At 56.9% G+C, this 20,059-nt stretch carries 18 protein-coding genes; all 18 read right to left on the reverse strand.

Going from position 1 to position 20,059, the window contains the following annotated elements:
- Positions 1–9: 9 nt before the first annotated feature.
- Positions 10–1,230 (reverse strand): colanic acid biosynthesis glycosyltransferase WcaL, encoded by a 1,221-nt coding sequence (gene wcaL / locus HBM95_14720; GenBank protein NIH44178.1) that lies wholly within the window; start codon positions 1,228–1,230, stop codon positions 10–12.
- On the reverse strand, positions 1,227–2,507 hold the full coding sequence (wcaK, locus tag HBM95_14725; protein ID NIH44179.1) for a colanic acid biosynthesis pyruvyl transferase WcaK: 1,281 nt from the start codon (positions 2,505–2,507) through the stop codon (positions 1,227–1,229). Before wcaK ends, wcaL begins: the two co-directional genes overlap by 4 nt.
- Positions 2,508–2,524: 17 nt before the next feature.
- Positions 2,525–4,003, reverse strand: a complete 1,479-nt coding sequence (locus tag HBM95_14730) for an MOP flippase family protein (GenBank protein NIH44180.1) — start codon at positions 4,001–4,003, stop codon at positions 2,525–2,527.
- A 1-nt stretch (position 4,004) separates the two neighbouring features.
- Entirely contained in the window at positions 4,005–5,399 is a 1,395-nt protein-coding gene (wcaJ, locus tag HBM95_14735; GenBank protein NIH44181.1) for an undecaprenyl-phosphate glucose phosphotransferase, read from the reverse strand.
- Positions 5,400–5,522: 123 nt separating this feature from the next.
- Positions 5,523–6,893, reverse strand: coding sequence for a phosphomannomutase CpsG (cpsG, locus tag HBM95_14740; protein ID NIH44182.1), 1,371 nt, complete (start codon positions 6,891–6,893; stop codon positions 5,523–5,525).
- 109 nt (positions 6,894–7,002) lie between these two features.
- Positions 7,003–8,439 carry a mannose-1-phosphate guanyltransferase gene (gene cpsB / locus HBM95_14745; protein ID NIH44183.1) on the reverse strand — a complete coding sequence of 479 codons (1,437 nt, stop codon included), beginning with the start codon at positions 8,437–8,439 and terminating at the stop codon, positions 7,003–7,005.
- Between the two features lie 3 nt (positions 8,440–8,442).
- Positions 8,443–9,666, reverse strand: coding sequence for a colanic acid biosynthesis fucosyltransferase WcaI (wcaI, locus tag HBM95_14750; GenBank protein NIH44184.1), 1,224 nt, complete (start codon positions 9,664–9,666; stop codon positions 8,443–8,445).
- Positions 9,663–10,142, reverse strand: a complete 480-nt coding sequence (locus HBM95_14755) for a GDP-mannose mannosyl hydrolase (GenBank protein ID NIH44185.1) — start codon at positions 10,140–10,142, stop codon at positions 9,663–9,665. Before HBM95_14755 ends, wcaI begins: the two co-directional genes overlap by 4 nt.
- 2 nt (positions 10,143–10,144) lie before the next feature.
- Complete coding sequence (locus tag HBM95_14760; protein ID NIH44186.1) at positions 10,145–11,110, reverse strand: GDP-L-fucose synthase; 966 nt, start codon at positions 11,108–11,110, stop codon at positions 10,145–10,147.
- Positions 11,111–11,112: 2 nt separating this feature from the next.
- Positions 11,113–12,234: a GDP-mannose 4,6-dehydratase gene (gmd, locus tag HBM95_14765; protein NIH44187.1), complete on the reverse strand. Its 1,122-nt coding sequence runs from the start codon at positions 12,232–12,234 to the stop codon at positions 11,113–11,115.
- Between the two features lie 24 nt (positions 12,235–12,258).
- Positions 12,259–12,807 (reverse strand): colanic acid biosynthesis acetyltransferase WcaF, encoded by a 549-nt coding sequence (wcaF, locus tag HBM95_14770; protein ID NIH44188.1) that lies wholly within the window; start codon positions 12,805–12,807, stop codon positions 12,259–12,261.
- Positions 12,808–12,822: 15 nt separating this feature from the next.
- Positions 12,823–13,569: a colanic acid biosynthesis glycosyltransferase WcaE gene (gene wcaE, locus HBM95_14775; protein ID NIH44189.1), complete on the reverse strand. Its 747-nt coding sequence runs from the start codon at positions 13,567–13,569 to the stop codon at positions 12,823–12,825.
- A gap of 16 nt (positions 13,570–13,585) precedes the next feature.
- Positions 13,586–14,806, reverse strand: a complete 1,221-nt coding sequence (gene wcaD, locus HBM95_14780) for a putative colanic acid polymerase WcaD (GenBank protein NIH44190.1) — start codon at positions 14,804–14,806, stop codon at positions 13,586–13,588.
- Positions 14,781–15,998 (reverse strand): colanic acid biosynthesis glycosyltransferase WcaC, encoded by a 1,218-nt coding sequence (gene wcaC / locus HBM95_14785; protein NIH44191.1) that lies wholly within the window; start codon positions 15,996–15,998, stop codon positions 14,781–14,783. The genes wcaD and wcaC overlap by 26 nt, the downstream gene beginning before the upstream one ends.
- Positions 15,995–16,486, reverse strand: a complete 492-nt coding sequence (gene wcaB / locus HBM95_14790; GenBank protein ID NIH44192.1) for a colanic acid biosynthesis acetyltransferase WcaB — start codon at positions 16,484–16,486, stop codon at positions 15,995–15,997. The genes wcaC and wcaB overlap by 4 nt, the downstream gene beginning before the upstream one ends.
- On the reverse strand, positions 16,486–17,328 hold the full coding sequence (gene wcaA / locus HBM95_14795) for a colanic acid biosynthesis glycosyltransferase WcaA (protein NIH44193.1): 843 nt from the start codon (positions 17,326–17,328) through the stop codon (positions 16,486–16,488). Before wcaA ends, wcaB begins: the two co-directional genes overlap by 1 nt.
- A 116-nt stretch (positions 17,329–17,444) precedes the next feature.
- Positions 17,445–19,607: a tyrosine-protein kinase Wzc gene (gene wzc, locus HBM95_14800; GenBank protein NIH44194.1), complete on the reverse strand. Its 2,163-nt coding sequence runs from the start codon at positions 19,605–19,607 to the stop codon at positions 17,445–17,447.
- A 2-nt stretch (positions 19,608–19,609) separates the two neighbouring features.
- Entirely contained in the window at positions 19,610–20,053 is a 444-nt protein-coding gene (gene wzb, locus HBM95_14805; GenBank protein ID NIH44195.1) for a low molecular weight protein-tyrosine-phosphatase Wzb, read from the reverse strand.
- Positions 20,054–20,059 lie beyond the last annotated feature (6 nt).

Below are 20,059 nucleotides of genomic sequence, written 5' to 3' on the forward strand. Positions count from 1 at the left end.
ACCTCGGCGTTACAGCGTTTGCAGCAGGCTCGCTAACTGGCGGTTAATCACCTGCTGGTTAAAATCGGTTTCAACTTTTTGTCGGGCATTGTGGAGCACGGGCTCCAGCGCCTGCTGGTCGATGTCGCTGAAGGCAGCTAATCGATCCGCAAGGGCCATCGCGTTATTCTCCGGCACCAGCCAGCCGGAATGGTCAGATTTGATCAGCTCAGGGATCCCGCTGTGCAGGGTGGATACCACCGGAATACCCACGGCCATCGCCTCCATCAGCGCCACCGGAATGCCTTCCATATCGCCATCCGCACCCGTGACTGAAGGCAGCAGGAACACGTCGGCCTCGTCGAGCATGGCCTTGACCTCGTGGCTCGGCTTGAAGCCCGGCATCTCCACGACATCGTCCAGTTGATACTGTTCGATAAGCGTGCGCAGACGGCGCTCCCACGGCCCGATGCCGAGAATGCGATAGTGGAACGCTACCCCGCGCGCTTTCAGCTGGCGGCAGGCCTCAATCGCCACGTGCAAACCTTTCTTCTCGGTCAGACGGGCCACGGAGATGATCTGCAGCGGTGTTCCCGGCACCTTAACCGGACGGCGGGTAAAGCGCGTTAAATCCACCCCCATACGCGACACGGCAATCTTCTCTCCCGGGCAGCCCATGCTTTTCAGCCGTCCTGCCCACAGGTCGCTGATGGGAAGCATCATGTCACCGCGGCGGAAAAGCTGCTGATACTCCGGCGTGTAGTGGTTCAGCACCTCGCGGCTGGAAATGTCGATACCGTGGAAAATGGTCGCAATTTTGCCGTCAATCACGCCCAACTCACGCAGTTTCGCGGCAGTAACGCCCGCAGGGCCAAAGTGGGCGATAAACACGTCGGCACGATACGGCTGTGCCGTTTGCCCGCAGATGGCCGACAGGATCAGATTGCGAGATTCCGATCCATAGCGGGAAACGTTCAGCGCCCGCCACGTCGACGCGCGATGGATCCCGCGCAACGTCTGGCTGGCCCGGTAGCGCAGCTTACTCAGCTTACCGGCCGGTTCGTCCTGCAGCCAGCGGGTCTTCGCCTCCAGCCCATACTGGGTATACGCCGCATGGGTATTTTTGGTGTCGCCCTTCTGCAGGGCGACGATCTCCACGTCATATCCCATATCGATAAACGCGGTGATTTGGTTCAGTACAAAGGTCTCAGACGACAGCGGAAATTTCAGTAAGAAGAAACCAACCTTCATTTCCCCTCCCGCACGCGGTCAAGTACCGATTTCACCGTGCCAATGCCCTTCTCTCGCTCGGCTTTCACCGCTACTGCCAGACGCTCGTTGATCGCAGGCAACTGGCCGAGGGTGTCGCCCACCATCGCACCGAGGGATCCGTCCAGCAGATGGCGAATATCCACGGCCATCTCCGGCATGCCAAGCTGCTGCATAATCCCGGCAGACTTGTGCTCATAGTTAATCGCGATGGCTGGGGTACCGAAGTTCATGGAGATAATCGCTGAGTGCAGACGGGTGCCGACGGTCAGGTCGCAGGCTGCGAGCAGCTTGCCCATCTCCAGGTCATTCAGCTCGTCCATCACCACGTGGTAGCGGGACGGGTCGTTCACCAGGTTGCGCAGGTTCAGCGCTACCATGCGGTCGTCTTTGTTGTAGCTGTCGATCCCGGTACAGGTTGAGAGCGCCAGCACCTGGTAACCGCTGTCCAGCACGCGGTTCACCACGTCGGCAAAGGCTTTCTCGTACGCCGCCTGGGTCGTGCCGAGGCGTTTATCAAACGGGGCCAGCTCGCGCAGGGTGATCGCGACGGTTTTCTGTTTCGCGGCTACGTCGAGCCAGTGCTGCACCGCGTAACTCGGCTGGAAGCCATCGTCCTGGTGATCCACAAGCCAGGCGGTGTCCACGCCATGCTCAACTTTTGAGGTGTCGATTTCGCTGCGCTTCATCATGTCGAGGCTGACCGACTCGCGCAAGATCAGCGCATCGCAGTGGCCAAACACATAATTTGCCAGCTGATTAAACTGCGGATCCTGGAATGGCCCCACGCTGTGGCCGATCATAAACAGCGGCTTTTTCGCCATGAACGTGCACAGCGCATGCTCAAACTGCGGGACGCCGTAGAGATCGACGAAGAACGAACCGCCGACCTGGATAATGGCATCATAGCCGGACAGCAGACGCACGAAATCCGTAAAGCCCTGCGCGATAGCGATGTTGCGCAGCTTGCCGGTATCGGTCACGCGGGAAAGCAGCACCTGATGCTGGTAGCGACGGCGCAGCACTTTCTTCACGCGCCCCATCACGCCCGCGGCGTTGTTATGCTGTTTCATCTGGCTATAGAGCGGGTCGCCCATCACCGGGCGGTTCAGTAACCAGGATGAGCTGACCGGATAACGGCTCATCACGTCCACTTCAGTCTCAGGCTTAAGGGTGTTAATTGCATCCAGTAAACCGCGCAGGATGGCGCTGTCGCCACGGTTGCCGCAGGTATGGTTGCCAAGAATTAATAATTTCATAATGGCCTCTTAAATAACTAGCCTGCGCGAAGCAGCGTTTTCATTTTTTCGTTACGGCAAAACTGGCGCTTCATCTCCACCACCAGCGCGTTGCGCGACAGCACAATCATCACGACGAATGCCAGCGCGCCCGCGGCAACCTGTACCGCCAGCAGCGCAGCCAGCGGCAGATGACCGCTGAGGATGATGCCCAGGCCGTAGCTCACCACCAGGGTCGGCAATGAGAGATAGAACGGCAGCCACAGGCTCAGGATGTACTGACGGTAGCTGGAGCCCAGCACCGGCTTGATCATGATGAAGTAGCTCAGAACGGTGTTGACTACCTGCACCAGCAGGAAGCCCAGCGTTACGCCGATGGCGCCCGCCATATGCCCGCCAACGACAATCGCCGGTATAAACAGGAAGGTTTTAAACACGTTGAACTTAAAGCTGATATCCACGCGCGCCTTCGCCATCAGAAGCGAACCGATCGGATTCCCCACGGAGCGCAGCAGCCCCACCACGCACAGCAGCTGCAGGATCGGGATGATGCCGTTCCACTTCTCGCCAAACACCAGCGGCACGAAGTTGCTGGAAACCACCATCAGCCCCAGCAGCACCGGGAAGTTGATAATCCCCACCACGGAAAGCAGCTTGTAGAAATTAACGCGCAGCTTCTCGGTGTCGTCCTGAATTTTGGCGAACGCCGGGAACAGCACGCGGGTGATAATCGGGTTGAGCTTCATAGGAGGAACAACCGCGACGTTATAGGCCAGGTTGTAGCCCCCCGCCACGCTCGCGCCCAGGATACGCGCCAGCACCAGCGTCGAGAGGTTGGTGTTCACGTAGTTAATAATGCTGTCCGCCGTCAGCCACGCACCAAAGCGCAGGTTGGACGAGACGGACGCGAGAGAGAAGTGCAGTCCCGGACGGTAAATCTTGCGGCCAAAGTAGCCGAACAGCAGCGTACGCACGGCAGAGTTAACCAGATAACCGAGGATGGCGGTCATCGCCAGCGGCCAGAAATGGGCGCTCACCACGGTAAAGGTAAAGCCCGCCAGCACTGCGCTGGTCTCGATCATGCCAATCTTGTTGAACTCCAGCTCTTTCTGCATCAGCGCGCGGAACTGCTGCCCGTGAGGGATCACCACAAAGGCAAACGACAGCGTGCGCATCAGCGGAGCGAGATCCGGGTTGTGCAGCACGCTGGCGATGGTGTCGCTCAGCAGGAAGACCAGCACAAATACGAAAATGCCCAGCCCGACGTTCAGCCAGTAGAGCGTGGTCAGCTCGAGATGGCTGATCTCTTTACGCTGAATAATGGAGTTGGCGATACCAAAGTCAGACAGCGTGTCGGCCAGCGCGATGATCACCAGCGAGACGGTCAGCAGGCCGAACTGGTGATTATCAATAATGCGCGCCAGCACCGTCATCTGCACCAGGCCGAGGCCAATGATGACGATGGTCGCCATCGCTGACCACTTGGCGCCGCTGATGGTTTTTTCACGTAAGCTCATCTTAGTACGCCGCTTTGTTCACGAAGCCTTTGAAGATGGTCAGAAAAACAATCTTGATATCGAACCAGAGGCTCCACTCGCGGATGTACTCCAGATCGAACTCGATGCGTTTTTCCATTTTTTCCAGCGTGTCGGTCTCGCCGCGCCAGCCGTTGATTTGTGCCCAGCCGGTGATGCCCGGCTTCACCTTATGGCGCAGCATGTAGCCTTCAATCAGCGAGCGGTACTGCTCGTTATGCGCCACCGCGTGCGGACGCGGGCCAACAATCGACATGCCGCCGGTAAAGACGTTGATGAACTGCGGCAGCTCGTCCAGCGAGGTGCGGCGCAGGAAGTTCCCCACGCGGGTGACGCGCGGATCGTTCTGCGTCGCCTGGGTCACCACCTTGTCGTTCTCCATCACCTTCATGGAGCGGAATTTCCACACCATAATCGGCTTACCGTCCATGCCGTAGCGGGTCTGACGGAAGATAACCGGGCCGGGAGAGCTCAGCTTCACCGCCAGGGCAATGCAGCACAGAACAGGGGAAATAAGCAGTAAAATCAGCGAAGAGAGCACGATATCTTCCACGCGCTTGAGCACGCGGTTAATACCCGACAGAGGCGTGTCGTACAGCGGTACCACCGGCACGCCGTTCACCTCTTCAATACGGGAGTGCAGGATGTTGAAGGTAAAGACGTCCGGGATCAGGATCACCGAGCAGGTGGTGTCCGCCAGCTCGCGCATCAGCTGCTTGATGCGGGATTCGTCCTTCATCTGCATGGCGATGTAGACGTTATGAATTTTGCCGGCCTTCGCGTCTTCAATAAGCTGCGCGTAATTCCCCGCCCAGTCCGCAGGCACGCCGCCCGGCTTCGCGTCGTGGTAAATCCCCACCACTTCGAACCCTAACCACGGCTCTTTGCGGAAGCTGTCGAGCAGCACCCGCCCGACCGGTAAATCTCCCGCCACGGCGACAAAACGACGGTTATAGCCACGGTTACGCAGCCAGCCCGCGCCAAAGCGGATCAGGGAACGGCACACGACCATGCCGACGCTGGTTAACAGGTACCAGCAGAGATAGGTCACGAAGCGGTTGTCAAAATCATGGCTGAACGCCACCAGACCCGCACTGAAGATCAGGCTCAGGGTCCAGTTCTGCAGCAACAGCATCAGTTCGGTGGTCATTTTCACGCCGCGCCACGAGCGGTAGAAATCGGTCATCCCGCCGATCATCTGAAACACGACCAGGGCAATCAGGGCCATCAGCAGATGCATATATAAGAACGGCAGTCCGCTGATCCGACACACCGCCCACAATCCACCGACCATGATGGTGATATCAGAAAAACGCTGCACCATAGAGATTAACGATGCATTCGTTCTCGCTCGTTCGCGTTTTTTTAGATTCGTCATCGTTGTTCCTTTATTCAACCAACACCCCACCCCTCACCCCGGCCCTCTCCCCAAAGGGGAGAGGGTGTTCAAGTTCCCTCTCCCCTTTGGGGAGAGGGTTAGGCTGAGGGGTAAGGTTTCGTATTACTGATTCAACAGCGCCAGAATGTCCTTCGTTCGGGCTTCCATCAGCGCCGTGTCAGCTCGGGACTCCACGTTCAGGCGCACCACCGGCTCGGTGTTGGACGAGCGCAGGTTGAAGCGCCACTGTGGAAACGCCATGCTGATGCCGTCGGTACGGTCAATTTCCAGCGCGTGAAGGGCAAAGTGCTGCTCCACGCGGGCAATGGCCTCGGCCGGCTGTGCCAGCTTGCTGTTGATCTCTCCGCTCGCCGGGAACGCCGCCATGCGGTCGCGCACCAACTCGCCCAGGGTTTTCCCCTTCAGGCACAGCAGCTCGGTGACCAGCAGCCACGGGATCATCCCGCTGTCGCAGTAGGCAAAATCGCGGAAGTAGTGGTGGGCGCTCATCTCGCCGCCGTAGATGGCGTCTTCTTCGCGCATGCGCTCTTTGATGAAGGCGTGACCGGTTTTAGACATCACCGGCGTGCCGCCCGCCGCGGACACCACGTCGACGGTGTTCCAGGAAAGGCGCGGGTCATGGATGATTTTCGCGCCCGGGTTTTTCTCGAGGAACGCTTCCGCCAGCAGGCCGACAATGTAGTAGCCCTCGATGAACTGCCCTTTCTCGTCGAACAGGAAGCAGCGGTCGAAATCGCCGTCAAAAGCGATGCCCATATCCGCGCCGTGCTCAATCACCGCGTTGCGGGTGTCGTCGCGGCACTCCGGCAGCAGCGGGTTAGGAATACCGTTCGGGAAATTGCCGTCCGGCGTGTTGTGTACCTTGACGAAGGTCACCGGCACGTTCAGCGCCTTAAAGCGCGCTTCCAGCGCATCCACCACCGGGCCGGCCGCGCCGTTACCGGAGTTGATCACCAGCTTCAGCGGCTTGAGGTTCGCCACGTTGATGTAGCCCAGCAGGTGGTCGATGTACTCTTTCTGAAGGTTGATTTTTTTATAGCTGCCGCGCTTCGCCTCATTCACCGGCGGGAAATCGTTAGCTTCCGCCAGGCGCTGCACGTCGCGCAGACCGGTGTCGCCGCTGATCGGACGCGCGCCCTTGCGCACCAGCTTCATGCCGTTGTAGTCCATCGGGTTGTGGCTGGCCGTCACTTCGATACCGCCGTCCACGCCCAGGTGGAAGGTGGCAAAGTAAATCTCTTCGGTTCCGGACAGGCCGATATCCAGCACGTCCACGCCCGCGTCCTGCAGCCCTTTCGCCAGCGCCAGCTTCAGGGATTCACTGGTCAGACGCACGTCGCCGCCCAGCACGATGGTCTTTGGTTTTAAATATTCGCCGTACGCGCGGCCAATGCGCCACGCGATGTCTTCATTCAGCTCTTCGCCCAGCTTGCCGCGAATATCGTAGGCTTTAAAACAGGTTAATTTTTCCATGATGACCTCTTTTTCAGGCAACAGTTGGCCCTGACCACTTAATGGCCAAATTTATTTTTGTCATTCGTAGGCCCGGCTGGCGCAGCGCCGCCGGGCATGATGCGGAGTGCTACACGCGCCCGTAACGATCCTGGAAGCGCACGATATCGTCCTCTTCCAGATACGAGCCGGAGCGCACCTCAATTAAGTCGAGAGGAATTTTCCCCGGGTTTTCCAGACAGTGCGTGGCGCCCAGCGGAATATAAATGGACTCGTTCTCACCCAGCAGCTTCACTTCGCCGTCGATGGTCACTTTGGCCGTACCCGCCACCACGACCCAGTGCTCAGCGCGGTGATGGTGCATCTGCACCGACAGCCCCTCGCCCGGCTTCACGGTGATGCGCTTCACCTGATAGCGGTCACCCGCGTCGATGGAGTCATACTTACCCCACGGACGGTACACTTCACGGTGAATGTGGTGCTCGTGACGGCCATCGGCCTTAATCTTCTCCACCACTTTTTTAACGTCCTGCACGGCGTTACGGTCGGCAATCAGCACGGCGTCTTTGGTCTGGACAACCACCAGATCTTTCACCCCAACCGTGGTCACCAGGCCGGACTCGGCGTAAACGTAGCTGTTTTCGGTTTTGTGGCTAATCACATCGCCGTGATGGACGTTACCCTCCGGGGTATGGGCGCTGATCTCCCACAGGGAGGACCAGGAGCCTACGTCGCTCCAGCCCGCATCCATCGGTACAACCACGGCGTCAGCCGTACGTTCCATCACCGCGTAGTCAATGGACTCTTCCGGGCAGGCGAGGAAAGCCTCTTCATCCACGCGGATGAAGTCGAGATCCGGATCCACCACCGCCATCGCTTTCTCGCAGGCGCTCAGAATATCCGGGCGGTATTTACGCAGCTCTTCCAGGTAGCGTCCGGCACGGAACAGGAACATCCCGCTGTTCCAGTAATACTCACCGCTGGCGACATACGCCTGCGCGGTTTCGAGATTCGGTTTTTCAACAAACTGCGCCACGTCAAAGGCCACGCTGTCGCCTTCACCCGGCGTTACGTTGCCGCGACGGATGTAGCCGTAGCCGGTTTCCGGCAGGTCCGGCACGATGCCAAAGGTCACCAGCTTGCCGCTCTCGGCGTAAGGAATCGCCGCACGCACCGCGTCGCGGAACGCCTCTTCCTGCTGGATAACGTGGTCTGCCGCCAGGACCAGCATCAGCGGGTCGCAGTCAGGACTGCTGCGTTTTGCCGCCAGCGCCGCCAGGGCGATCGCGGGCGCGGTATTACGACCGGCAGGCTCCAGGATGATGTTTTCCGTGAGCTTATTCAGCTGTCGCAGCTGCTCGGCAACAATAAAGCGGTGCTGTTCGTTACAAATCACCACCGGGCTTTCACACTCCACGCCGTGCAGACGGTTTACCGTGGTCTGCAGCATGGTGAGATCCCCTTTCAGACAGAGGAACTGCTTTGGATAGAGCACGCGGGACAGCGGCCACAACCGGCTACCAGAGCCACCAGCCATCACAACCGGATACAAAGTGGTTTGACTCATGATTTATCCCCGTATATCTGCAATAAATTGGCTCAGCACGTTCTCTTTCTCGAGCGTGCGTTCGGCATATTCACGTGCCACCGTGTTCACTTTTGGCATGGCGAGTGCCTGCTCAATGCCGGTAACCAGCGCCGGAACCGATTCCGGCTCCACGCACACGGCAATTCCCGGATAGCTGTCACACAGCTGGCCTAATTCTGTTTCGGTCTCTGCCGTAATCACCGCATTGCCGCCCACTGCCAGAATGTTGGTCAGCTTGGACGGCAGCACCGCGTCCGCGGCGCCGCGTTTTTGCACAACCAGATGGCAGTCGCCCATCTTCAGCAGCGCAGGTAATGCCTCGTAAGACTGAAGCGGGAAAAATTTCACGTTGGTCAGGCCGCGTTCCCCGGCCATTTTTTCCAGCCGCGCCTTTCCACCGCCCTGCCCGACAATCACAAACGTCCACGGCTGTTCACTCAGCAGTTGGGCCGCTTCAATCACGCTCTCCAGCCCCTGCTTTTCGCCGATGTTGCCTGAGTAAAGAATGATTTTTTGATCTTCAGGCAAACCGAGCTGCGCGCGCAGCGCCTGAGCGTCTTGCTCTGTCACATCGCGAAAACGCGCCACTTCGGACCAGTTCGGGAAGAAGATCACCTTCTGGGCAGGAACGCCCTTCTCCTGCGCCTTGTTCATCATCGAGCGCGAGATGGTCGAGACGTAATCCACGTTATGCAAGCCGCTGCGCTCAAAGGCGCTGGCGAGCTTCGCCACCTTGCCGCCCTTGCCTTTGCCTGCCATCCCCAGGCCCAGCATGGCGTCAACTTCATAATCCTGAATGTGCAGCAGGGTGCGCGCGCCGGAGAGTTTACCCAGCAGGCGCATGCCCGGCGTGCAGAACAGCGTCGGCACCACGCCGATGATACGATCCGGCTTCCAGCGACGCTGCGCCATCAGCGGGAAGAAGCTGCTCAGGGCAAAGCTGCCCAGATGAAGTAACCGTTTCAGCGTCGAAGGCTGCTTCGGCACGTAGAGCGGGCAGCGCCAGACGGTCGCTGCGCCCTCTTCACGGCGATAGCGCCAGCTTGAGTAGCGCTCCCCGACTTTCCACTCCGGGTAGTACGGCGGCGCGGTAATGACCCGCACGTCATGTCCCTGGCTCGCCATCCACTCGACCATCTCGCCGGTGTATTTCCCGATGCCGGTTAGCTCCGGCGAGTAGTTGATTCCGTACACTAAAATTTTCATAAGCCCGGCACCCCGGACTGACGATCGGCCAGGAAATAGGCACGACTGTTGTCATGCACATTGTCGCTGGCCAGCAACGCCTCTGGCGTCTGCCAGCGGTAGTCGTCATGCTGAGAATCAGGCAGACGCAGGTCTGCCTCACTCACCTTCAGGCGGAACCCCAGCACGATGTAGTGCGTGGAAAACCCGGTGCCTGAAAAGTTATCGTCATAGAAGTGCTGCCAGACCCCGTAAAACTGGCCCGCTGCCATCGGCAGCTGCAGGCCCAGCTCCGCCAGAGTGAGACGCTCAAACGCATCGCTGAGCGTCTCATCCTTCTGCACGCGCCCGCCGGGCACGAACCAGAAGCCCTGTGCAGGACGGTTGGTTCGTTTTCCCAGCAAGAACTCGCCGCGTTCGTTCTCCACGATCAAATCAATCGAGATGAGTGGAGTGGAACGCACCACCGTGGCAAAATCTTCCTGACTTAAAAACATCGTTACCCCCGGAAGCGGTGCTGGTTTTCCAGGAACCACTGGTAGGTGCTGGCCAGCCCCTGCTCCAGTGACACCTCGTGATACCAGCCCAGCTGATGCAGACGGGTCACGTCCAGCAGCTTGCGCGGCGTGCCGTCCGGTTTAGTCGCGTCAAACACCACGCGGCCCTTGTAGCCCACCACCTGCGCGATGGTTTGCGCCAGCTCGCGAATGGTGCAGTCCACGCCGGTACCCACGTTGATGTGCGACAGCATCGGCTCGGTGTTCTCCTGCCACACCTCGCGATCCAGCTCCATCACGTGAATGCTGGCCGCAGCCATGTCGTCCACGTGCAGGAATTCACGCATCGGCGTACCGCTGCCCCACACCACTACGTCCGGCGCGTTCTCGGCGGTCGCCTCGTGGAAGCGGCGCAGCAGCGCCGGGATCACGTGCGAGTTGCTCGGGTGGAAGTTGTCGTGCGGCCCGTACAGGTTGGTCGGCATCACCGAGCGATAGTCGCGGTTGTACTGACGGTTGTAGGACTCGCACAGCTTGATCCCGGCAATTTTGGCAATCGCGTACGGCTCGTTGGTTGCTTCAAGCGTGCCCTGCAGCAGCTCGCTCTCGGCGATCGGCTGCTTCGCCATTTTCGGGTAAATACAGGACGACCCGAGGAACAGCAGCTTATTCACGTTGTGCAGGTGCGCCGCGTGAATGATGTTGCTCTCGATCATCATGTTCTCGTAGATGAAATCCGCCGGGTAGGTGTTGTTAGCGACAATGCCGCCCACCTTCGCCGCCGCCAGATACACCTGATCAATGCGTTCGTTCGCAAAGAAGTCCTGTACCGCACGGCTGTCGAGCAGGTTCAGCTCGTCACGCGTGCGGACAATCACCTCTACGTCACCGCGCTGTTCCAGCTGGCGAACAATCGCGGAACCCACCATTCCGCGATGACCGGCGACAAAAATACGTTGTTTTGTCATTCTCAGGACTCCAGCGCGATGGCAACCTCGTAGCCATGAGACTTGAGCAGGGAGTGTTTTTTCGCTGCTTCAAGATCTTTGGCCACCATCTCGGAAACCATCTCCTGCAGAGTGGTCTCTGGTTTCCAGCCCAGCTTCTCGTGCGCTTTGGTTGGGTCACCCAGCAGGGTTTCTACTTCAGCAGGACGGAAGTAGCGCGGGTCAACCTGCACAATTACGTCGCCTGGCTTCACGCCCGGCGCGTCGTGGCCGGTCACGGAAACAACGATACCCTTCTCTTCCACGCCGGTGCCTTCGAAGCGCAGCTTGATGCCCAGCTGTGCCGCGGCCATTTCAACGAACTGACGCACGGAGTACTGCACGCCGGTTGCGATAACGAAGTCTTCTGGCTGTTCCTGCTGCAACATCATCCACTGCATTTTCACGTAGTCTTTCGCATGGCCCCAGTCACGCAGGGAGTCCATGTTGCCGAGGTGCAGGCAAGACTCCAGACCCTGCGCGATGTTGGCGATAGCGCGGGTGATTTTGCGGGTCACGAAGGTTTCGCCGCGGCGCGGAGATTCGTGGTTGAACAGGATGCCGTTACAGGCGTACATACCGTAGGATTCACGGTAGTTCACGGTGATCCAGTAGGCGTACAGTTTTGCTACCGCATACGGAGAGCGCGGGTAGAACGGCGTGGTCTCTTTCTGTGGGATTTCCTGCACCAGGCCGTACAGCTCGGAGGTGGATGCCTGGTAGAAGCGGGTTTTCTTCTCAAGACCGAGGAAGCGGATAGCTTCCAGCAGACGCAGAGTACCCATGGCGTCAACGTCAGCGGTGTATTCCGGAGATTCGAAGGAAACCGCTACGTGGCTCATCGCGCCCAGGTTGTACACTTCATCCGGCTGCACTTCCTGCAGGATACGGGTCAGGTTGGAGGTATCGGTCAGGTCGCCGTAGTGCAGGTGGAATTTCGGGTTCGCCGCGTGCGGATCCTGATAGATGTGATCGACACGCTCGGTGTTGAATGAAGACGCACGACGTTTAATACCGTGCACTTCATACCCTTTTTCCAGCAGCAGTTCTGCCAGGTAAGAACCATCCTGCCCGGTAACGCCGGTGATGAGAGCGACTTTAGACATGTTTATATTCCTCTACTTATGAATTTAATCAGTTTCAACGCGTTCGCGTATCACCACTGCGGGGTTGCCACGGCAAACTTTATTTGCCGGTAGCGATTTAAAAACGCTGCTGCGGGCACCCACTACCGTGCCATCGCCAACAGAAACACCCGGTGCAACAAAAACATCCGTTGCCAGCCAGCATTTTTCGCCGATCGCAATAGGCGAAGCGGTAATATCAAAATGCGGGCTCATAAAGTCGTGGCTGCCGGTGCACAAATAACATTTCTGTGAAACCACCGAATTTGCGCCAATCGTAATTTCGCCCAGGGTATATAGCACCGCATCATCCCCAACCCATGCATAATCCCCAAGTGTTAATTTCCACGGATAGGTAATTTTCACAGAAGGTCGGATGACTACGTTTTTTCCTATTTTTGCGCCAAACAGGCGCAATAAAAAGGCTCGCCAGCGGTACAGTATTTGCGGCGACCAGGCAAATAAGGTTGCCTGAACCGCCCACCACAGCTGTACCTTAATACCGTTCCCGCCCCGAAAACCTTTCGGTACGGAGAAACCTTTTAAATCCTGCATTGCGTTTCCTTATATTCAGGCTTTGTTATATAAGGTTTTCGTTTTGCCCGTAGTACGCAGGCGTAATAAATAAGACAATTCCGCCCAAAATCCCGGCACGCGTAATATTTGACGCTGCACGTTTTTTGCGTCCTGACACAATTCCAGATTATTTGACGTTGAAACGCCGCCCATCGAGAATTCAGACACCAGCCCTTTAATTCGACGGAACGGGTAACCTGATTTATACAGGCTAGCGGCCAGCGCATAATCGGATGACACCTTGTACTGCAAATCGTAAGGCTGTTTTTTCAGACCTTTTACCGGAAAGAAAATGGCCTGATGACTGGCGGGCAAACTGTGGTAGATATACCAGCCTGGCTTCGCACTACGGCACACTTTATGTCCGTCACCAAAATCGAGCAGCGCATCGCCAATATACATGGCGTCCTCTTTCTGGCGAGCCAGTTGACGGGCAAAAAGCGCCACATCGTCATGGAAGATATCGCCGGAATTGAGGAAGATGGCATAACGGCCCTGGGCCATATTAATGCCTTTATTCATCGCATCGTAGATGCCTTTATCTTTCTCGCTGATGTAGCGTAAGTTGAACTCACCGTTGAGTTTTTCCAGAAACTCCGCCGTGCCATCGTTCGAGCCGCCGTCGACCACAATCCACTCAAAGGTGAGGCTCGGATCGCGTGCCAGGTTGCGCAGCGAGCGCCAGGTTTTTACTACCCCTTCGTAATTACGAAAAGCGACAGTAATGACGCTAAGAAACATAAATCACCTCATTTCGTCATACGTTCGTAATATTAAGCGCTTTGCGCAAAATAAACGGACAGACAATCAAGAAAGCATATTCCGGGCTAAATATTGACCCGGTAAAAAACAGCGACACCGGCGTAAAAAGATAAAGCTGCACGCGAAAGTTCTGGTTATCACCAAACGCGTTGATCATCATTTTGAAAACTTTAAACAGATACCACAGCGTCAACAGTACGGCGAACCATGAAAAATAAATAATTAACAGATACAGACCATTGTCTATGGTTTTACCGACATCCGCACCGTTAAAGATTCCGAATGATGCAACATATTCATAAAGTGAGCCGAATCTTACTACACCATCAATATGGGTTAAGGAATAACCCACCATCACCAGCGGACCAATGATGCGATAATAGGACGATGACCCTTCCGTTCCCAAATCTCCCAGACGTTCTGAGATGTACGGGAAGGCAAATATCACGCCGACCATAAATACCGTCAGGGAGATAATCGCCAGCGGCAGTTTTTTCTTAATCGCATCTTTGTTCAGGTACTGGAACGCCCACTCCAGCAGGTAAAACAGGATAAACGTCATTACCCCTGAGAACGATCCAGACAGAACGATTCCTGCAAGAATCATAGCATCGGTCTTAGGCGTTTTGATACCAAACTGTTTGATGCTGAGCCAAATTGAGATTAACGCCAGAGCGAAAAACGCTGGTTCAAAATAGAGCGCCGTCGTACGCTTCCCGCCAAACTTAATGAAGTTCAGCACATAGCTGTTACTGTAAATGAGATATTTCGAAATTATCTCCATCAGGCTGCTGCCACCGGTCAAAATAATTTGCGCCATTTCCAGTGCGGCAAGCATAACAATTAACGCAACGGCAATATAAAAGAACCTGAGGATTTTCCTATAATTGTGCGGTGAAATAGTTTTGAAGCGAATACTCCAGACCATGCCAATAATAATGACGATATAAACAAACAGCATGGTCGACGTGACGTATTTACTGGCATCCAGCGACTGGCCAAAGATGTAGTTAAATAGCGTCAGGCCCGTGCCCAGCCCCAGGGCAATCATCAGCTTCTTCAGGTTGATTTTATCGACATACAGCAGAAGCAGAACGGGCAGGAAGGTCACGATGGTTATCGGGAAGCTTTCGCCGAGCTGGGCAATTTTGACGTTGACCAGCAGGTAGATCAGCGGCAGCAGCAGATAACTACAGATTCTGATAGTACGAGACATACTCCTCCAGCATCTGTTGTCCACTGTAGGCCTTGCGGCTGTGGTTGCGGAACGATTCCAGGTCAGTGCCAAAAACGGCCTCGGCGATCTGCGCCTTCGGCAGCTGCACCAGCGGCAGGACTTCCTGCTCCGCGAAGGTTTTCCCGCCGGATTTTTCCAGCACTTCACGCGCCGCATCGCTGTGGGTGGCAATCACCGGCACGCCGATGGAGAGCGCTTCGCAGAGGATCAGCGGGTAGTTATCCACACGGGAGCTGAACACCAGCGCGTCCATACCGTTGAGGGCGCTCATCAGCTTGCGCTTGTCGGTCTCAAACCCGTGGTTCACCACGTTGGCCCCTTCGAACGGGGAAAACTTGCCGAAGGTGTGAAGTTCTATCTTGTCACCCAGCGCCATCATGTCGCGCACCAGCTGCTGGTTGGTTTTACCGTCGTAACGCAGATCGTGCGCAACGATGGCGATTTTCGGTTTACCCGCGGTGTCCGCCACCGGGGTCAGCTCGGCCAGGATGGCTTCCGTCGCCACGTCGATGCCGTTATTGATAATCTGACAGCGCCCTGCCCCATACAGGCTGTTGAAGGCATCGGCTACGTGCTGGCTCGGGGAGATAAACGTGCAGCCGAGCGAGAGCATGTCGCGGAACAGCTGGCGCTTTCCGTCTACCAACTGATGCGCGCGATCCACCTTCACCGGCGGATAGTTGCTCAACGTCGGGCATTTCTGGCAGTTATCTTTCCAGCCTTCGCAGCCGTCGGTAAACGCGCAGCGTCCGGTCACGCTCCAGTGATCGTGCAGCGTCCAGACGAAGCGAGTGTCGGGCTTGTGGGCCTGCACCTTCTGACAAAACGCCACCACCTCTTCCAGATTCAGCCAGTAGCTGTGCAGCACGTGGAAATGCAGCACAACCGGACCCGATGTGCGGGTCACGGTGCGATAAAGACTGTTGAGGTTGCCAAACAGATCGCGGTTAAACAGGCGAAACAGCGCAATGTTGGCAACAGAGGTCAGACGCGGCGTGTGCTTGTGCACCTGCGGATAGTTATCGTGGCTGACGCTTTTTTTGCCGCCTTTGCCGTAGCCGTAAATAAAACGAGACTGGAGTCCTTTTTGCAGCGCGCGCTGGTGCAGATCCAGCGCCACGCCTGCCGCCCCGCCTTCTGCGAGGCGCACGTTAAATTGCAGAATGTTCATTTAATCACCTTCACGCGGGCTTTCTCTCCCACCACCAGCGCGTTATCGGGGATGCTGTCCAGCACCACGCTGCCCGCCCCGATCGTCACGTTGTTACCTATCGTAATGTCGCCAATAACCACCACGTTCGCGCCCAGCTCGACGTTGTTGCCGATGACCGGGCAGGCCAGGCTGTCAGGCCCACGGTTGCCAATGGTGACTCCATGACGAATGGTGAAATCATCTCCGGCGACCACGAACTTGTTGATCACCACCGCATAGCCGTGATGGATGGTAAAGCGGCGGCCAATGGTGGCCGCAGCCTGAATCTCATACCCAAAAAAGCATTCGGTGATGATGCGGTACAGCACCAGCACGGGGGCCGCCCAGATGTTGTTCAGTACATTTTTCTTGCGCCACACCGAGCAAAAGTGCGCGATGCGGTACGCCAGAACCATGCAGCACGGGCGCAGGCTCCAGCTGTTTGCGCGGCAATCTTCCAGAAACATTATTTCCCCCGAAGCCCGTCGGCCAGACGCTTGCCGTTACGCACGGAGAGCAGCGTCAGCAGCGTGCGCCAGTTCATGCGCTTGTTGCGGATCTGATACAGGGTAAAGAGCTGATATTTACGGCTGGCACGGTCAAACTTGTCCTTGTGCTTGCGGTAAAAATGGAAATAGCCGGAGAACTTCTTCGGTGAGGAGGTGATCTGCATCTCCCCGTGGTTGATGTGCAGGATCTGCGTGGCCTCTTCCACTTTCCACGGCTCGCCGTATTCCACCACCATGCGCAGGAAGATATCGTAATCCTGCGCGGCCTTCAGTTCGGTATCGAACAGGCACTCTTTAAAGCGCCACGCCCAGGTAAAGACCTGATTGCCGATAATGTTGCGCTTGTAGAACAGGCGGCGAGAGTACGGTGATTTCGGATACAGCGGCAGGCTGGCAGGCTGCGAATACACCTCGCCCTGACACACGTAGTCGTTGGCATACAGAAACGCGTGCGTAACCAGCTGCTCTTTATGCGACAGGAAGACGGACAGGCGGTTCGGCGTCCATTCGTCATCGTCGTCGATGCCGGTCAGATACTGCCCTTTGGCCTGCATAATTGCCTGATTACGCACCGCACAGGCCCCGGAGTTGATGGCGTTGTGCGTGTACATCACGCGCGGGTCGTTGAGATCGGTAACAAATTTTTGCAGCTGTTCATACGAGGAAGAACAGTCATCCACGACGATCAGTTCCCAGTTATCGTAATCCTGACGTAAGACCGACTTGATTGCGCGGATCGCCAGCTGCTGACGGTTCCATGTCGGCATATAGATAGAAATCAAAGGGCGTTGTGTGGTCATCTTTTCCTCCTACCCCTCACCCCGGCCCTCTCCCCAGAGGGGAGAGGGTGAAAGGCGGCACCGGACAGTTCCCTCTCCCCTCAGGGGAGAGGGTTAGGGTGAGGGGGGGTGTTTTGTTATTTACTGTCAGACTTGTATTCGTACTCGTAATAGCCGTAATCCTGGTACCCGGTCGCGCGGCGGAAGATGGAGTTCAGGATCACCCCTTTCACTTCAATCCCGTTCTGCTCGAAGCGGCTCAGGCTGGTTTCCACTTCTTTCAGGGTATTCACCGCATAGCGTGCCACCATCAGCGTGGTGCCCGCATGGCGCCCCACCACGGCCGCATCGGTCACGGCCAGAATCGGCGGCGTATCGATCAGCACCAGGTCATAGTGTTTGCTCGCCCACTCAATCAGCTGGGTGAAGCGTTCGCTCATCAGCAGTTCAGACGGGTTAGGCGGCACCTGACCACGTGGGATCAGGTCGAATCTCGGAATCGAGGTCGGCTTGGCGCTCTGGCTAATCTCCCCCTGACCCAGCAGGATTTCCGACAGACCGTTCACGTTGTTGGTGCCCAGCAGCTCGTGGGTGTAGCCCTTACGCATATCGCAGTCGATCAGCAGCACGCGCTTGTTGGTCTGGCTGACCACGGCCGCCAGGTTGGCGCACACAAAGGTCTTACCGATAGACGGGCTGACACCGGTTAACATCAGTACGTTGTTTTTAGCCTGCATCATGGCGAAGTGCAGGCTGGTACGCAGGCTGCGTATCGCTTCAATCGCCAGGTCGGTTGGGTTACCCACGGCCAGCAGCTGGCTCTGTTTGTAACGCTTAACGCCCTTGATGGTCTTGACGCTGTCACGGGATTTTTGCCACTCGGAGAGCGGGATGCTGGCGTAAACATTGATCCCGTTCTCTTCCAGCACCTGCGGGCTTTCGATGCCGCGGTTGAACAGCGAGCGCAGCAGCACGCCGACGATAGAGAGCATCAGGCCAAGAATGATGCTGCCGAGAATAATCAGCGCTTTCTTCGGCTTCAGCACGCCAGGCTGGGTAATGGCCGGGTCAACGATGCGCACATCACCCACGGTGCTGGCCTCGGTGATTTTCAGCTCCTGCTGTTTGTTCAGCAGTTGCATGTAAACCTGCTGTCCGGACTCCACGTCGCGAGTCAGGCGCACGATCTCCTGCTGCGTTTTCGGCATCGCGGTCACGCGGTCGTTCAGCTTCGCCTTCTCCTCTTCAAGAGTGCGGCGTTTTTCCAGCAGCGTGCGGTAGGCCGGGTGGCGTTTAGTGTAAAGCTTGGAAATCTCCGCCTCTTTGAAGGTCAGCTCGTTGAGCTGCGCATCAATATTCACCATGGAGTCGAGAACCGATTTGGCCTCCAGCGGCAGGTCGACGGAGTCTTTATCCTGACGGAAGGCGTTCAGCTTGTTCTCGGCATCGTCCAGACGGGCACGCACTTCCGGGAGCTGTTTAGAGAGGAACGCCAGGCTTTTCGCCGCTTCCGCCGACTTACGCTCGACGTTCTGCTCAAGGTAGTTACGGGTAATGCTGTTCAGGATGTCGCGGATTTGATCCTTATCTTCACCGGTAAAGGTCATGCTCAGCACGCCGGTGTCCTTACCGTTTTCAGTGACGGTCAGGTTATTTTGCAGATTGTTGATCATGCCCAGCGTGGAGAATTTAGTGACGGTAAATTCCCCCCCCTCCTGAGCGTTGATGGCGGTAACCATCATGCTAACGCCATCTTTGGTCAGCATCTGCCCCACTTCGCCGCGCGCGCTAAAGCCCGCATCGCTGGTCAGCTGATACTGTTTCGGGCCAAGCACCGTCAGGGTAAAGGTTTGATCCCCTGCCCCTTTCGGCAGCACAAAGTCAGTCACCTTCACGGTGTCATTGCTGCGCCCCATCAGACGATCCCAGCCGGCACCAAAGATCGGGAACGTATTTTTGGTGACGGAGATGTCAAGGCCGAGGTCGTGAACCGTTTTGCCCAGTACCAGACGCGACTGGATCAGCTGAATTTCAGCGTCGGACGCCGGCGGCTTGTTCGCCAGCGCGGAGCCGATATCCTGCACCAGCGAGTTGCCGGTGTTCTGTTCAATCTGTACCAGCGCGTCGGCGCTGTAGATAGGCGTCGCAAAGAGCGTATAGATAACGGCCGCCGCGGCAAAGACGGCGGTAATGCCAAGCACCCACCACTTTGCCTCGATAACCGTGCCGACCAGGCGACCAATATCAATTTCATCACTGCCCGAAGTCGGGGCGGCAGAAGGTTTTGTTTTTTCTGTCATTGTTATCCCTGCTGAGCTTTCAGTGCCTGCGCCCACTGTTGGGCAGACTGGTCAAGTAAGGTGTAAACCGCCTCGAAGGCCTCATGGCTTTTGCGATACGGATCGGGAATTTCGCGTTCATTGTCCCAGTGACCAAACAGCATCACCTTGCCGCGCATCTCCGGAGCGATATCGCATAGCGCATGAATATGGCGTTTTTCCATTGCCAGAATCAGGTCATACTCCCGGCACATGCGGCCGGTGACCTGGCGGGCGATATGCCCGTCAAGAGAGAGGTTATGATCGCGGGCCACGCTCGTTGCGCGCTCGTCGGCACCTTTGCCCACCAGCGCGCCCAGCCCTGCGGAATCGACCGTTAACTCAGGCTGGTACTGTTTCAACAGCCGTTCAGCCGTGGGGGAACGGCAAATGTTCCCCACGCATACCACCAGAATTTTGTTAAACATCGCGGA

Source organism: Enterobacter asburiae, assembly GCA_011754535.1.
GTDB classification, from domain to species: domain Bacteria; phylum Pseudomonadota; class Gammaproteobacteria; order Enterobacterales; family Enterobacteriaceae; genus Enterobacter; species Enterobacter cloacae_N.

Excerpts from the sequence above, each read along its gene's own strand:
- wcaL (NIH44178.1), bottom strand. The coding sequence starts at position 1,230 with ATGAAGGTTGGTTTCTTCTTACTGAAATTTCCGCTGTCGTCTGAGACC.
- wcaK (NIH44179.1), bottom strand. The coding sequence starts at position 2,507 with ATGAAATTATTAATTCTTGGCAACCATACCTGCGGCAACCGTGGCGAC.
- HBM95_14730 (NIH44180.1), bottom strand. The coding sequence starts at position 4,003 with ATGAGCTTACGTGAAAAAACCATCAGCGGCGCCAAGTGGTCAGCGATG.
- wcaJ (NIH44181.1), bottom strand. The coding sequence starts at position 5,399 with ATGACGAATCTAAAAAAACGCGAACGAGCGAGAACGAATGCATCGTTA.
- cpsG (NIH44182.1), bottom strand. The coding sequence starts at position 6,893 with ATGGAAAAATTAACCTGTTTTAAAGCCTACGATATTCGCGGCAAGCTG.
- cpsB (NIH44183.1), bottom strand. The coding sequence starts at position 8,439 with ATGAGTCAAACCACTTTGTATCCGGTTGTGATGGCTGGTGGCTCTGGT.
- wcaI (NIH44184.1), bottom strand. The coding sequence starts at position 9,666 with ATGAAAATTTTAGTGTACGGAATCAACTACTCGCCGGAGCTAACCGGC.
- HBM95_14755 (NIH44185.1), bottom strand. The coding sequence starts at position 10,142 with ATGTTTTTAAGTCAGGAAGATTTTGCCACGGTGGTGCGTTCCACTCCA.
- HBM95_14760 (NIH44186.1), bottom strand. The coding sequence starts at position 11,110 with ATGACAAAACAACGTATTTTTGTCGCCGGTCATCGCGGAATGGTGGGT.
- gmd (NIH44187.1), bottom strand. The coding sequence starts at position 12,234 with ATGTCTAAAGTCGCTCTCATCACCGGCGTTACCGGGCAGGATGGTTCT.
- wcaF (NIH44188.1), bottom strand. The coding sequence starts at position 12,807 with ATGCAGGATTTAAAAGGTTTCTCCGTACCGAAAGGTTTTCGGGGCGGG.
- wcaE (NIH44189.1), bottom strand. The coding sequence starts at position 13,569 with ATGTTTCTTAGCGTCATTACTGTCGCTTTTCGTAATTACGAAGGGGTA.
- wcaD (NIH44190.1), bottom strand. The coding sequence starts at position 14,806 with ATGTCTCGTACTATCAGAATCTGTAGTTATCTGCTGCTGCCGCTGATC.
- wcaC (NIH44191.1), bottom strand. The coding sequence starts at position 15,998 with ATGAACATTCTGCAATTTAACGTGCGCCTCGCAGAAGGCGGGGCGGCA.
- wcaB (NIH44192.1), bottom strand. The coding sequence starts at position 16,486 with ATGTTTCTGGAAGATTGCCGCGCAAACAGCTGGAGCCTGCGCCCGTGC.
- wcaA (NIH44193.1), bottom strand. The coding sequence starts at position 17,328 with ATGACCACACAACGCCCTTTGATTTCTATCTATATGCCGACATGGAAC.
- wzc (NIH44194.1), bottom strand. The coding sequence starts at position 19,607 with ATGACAGAAAAAACAAAACCTTCTGCCGCCCCGACTTCGGGCAGTGAT.
- wzb (NIH44195.1), bottom strand. The coding sequence starts at position 20,053 with ATGTTTAACAAAATTCTGGTGGTATGCGTGGGGAACATTTGCCGTTCC.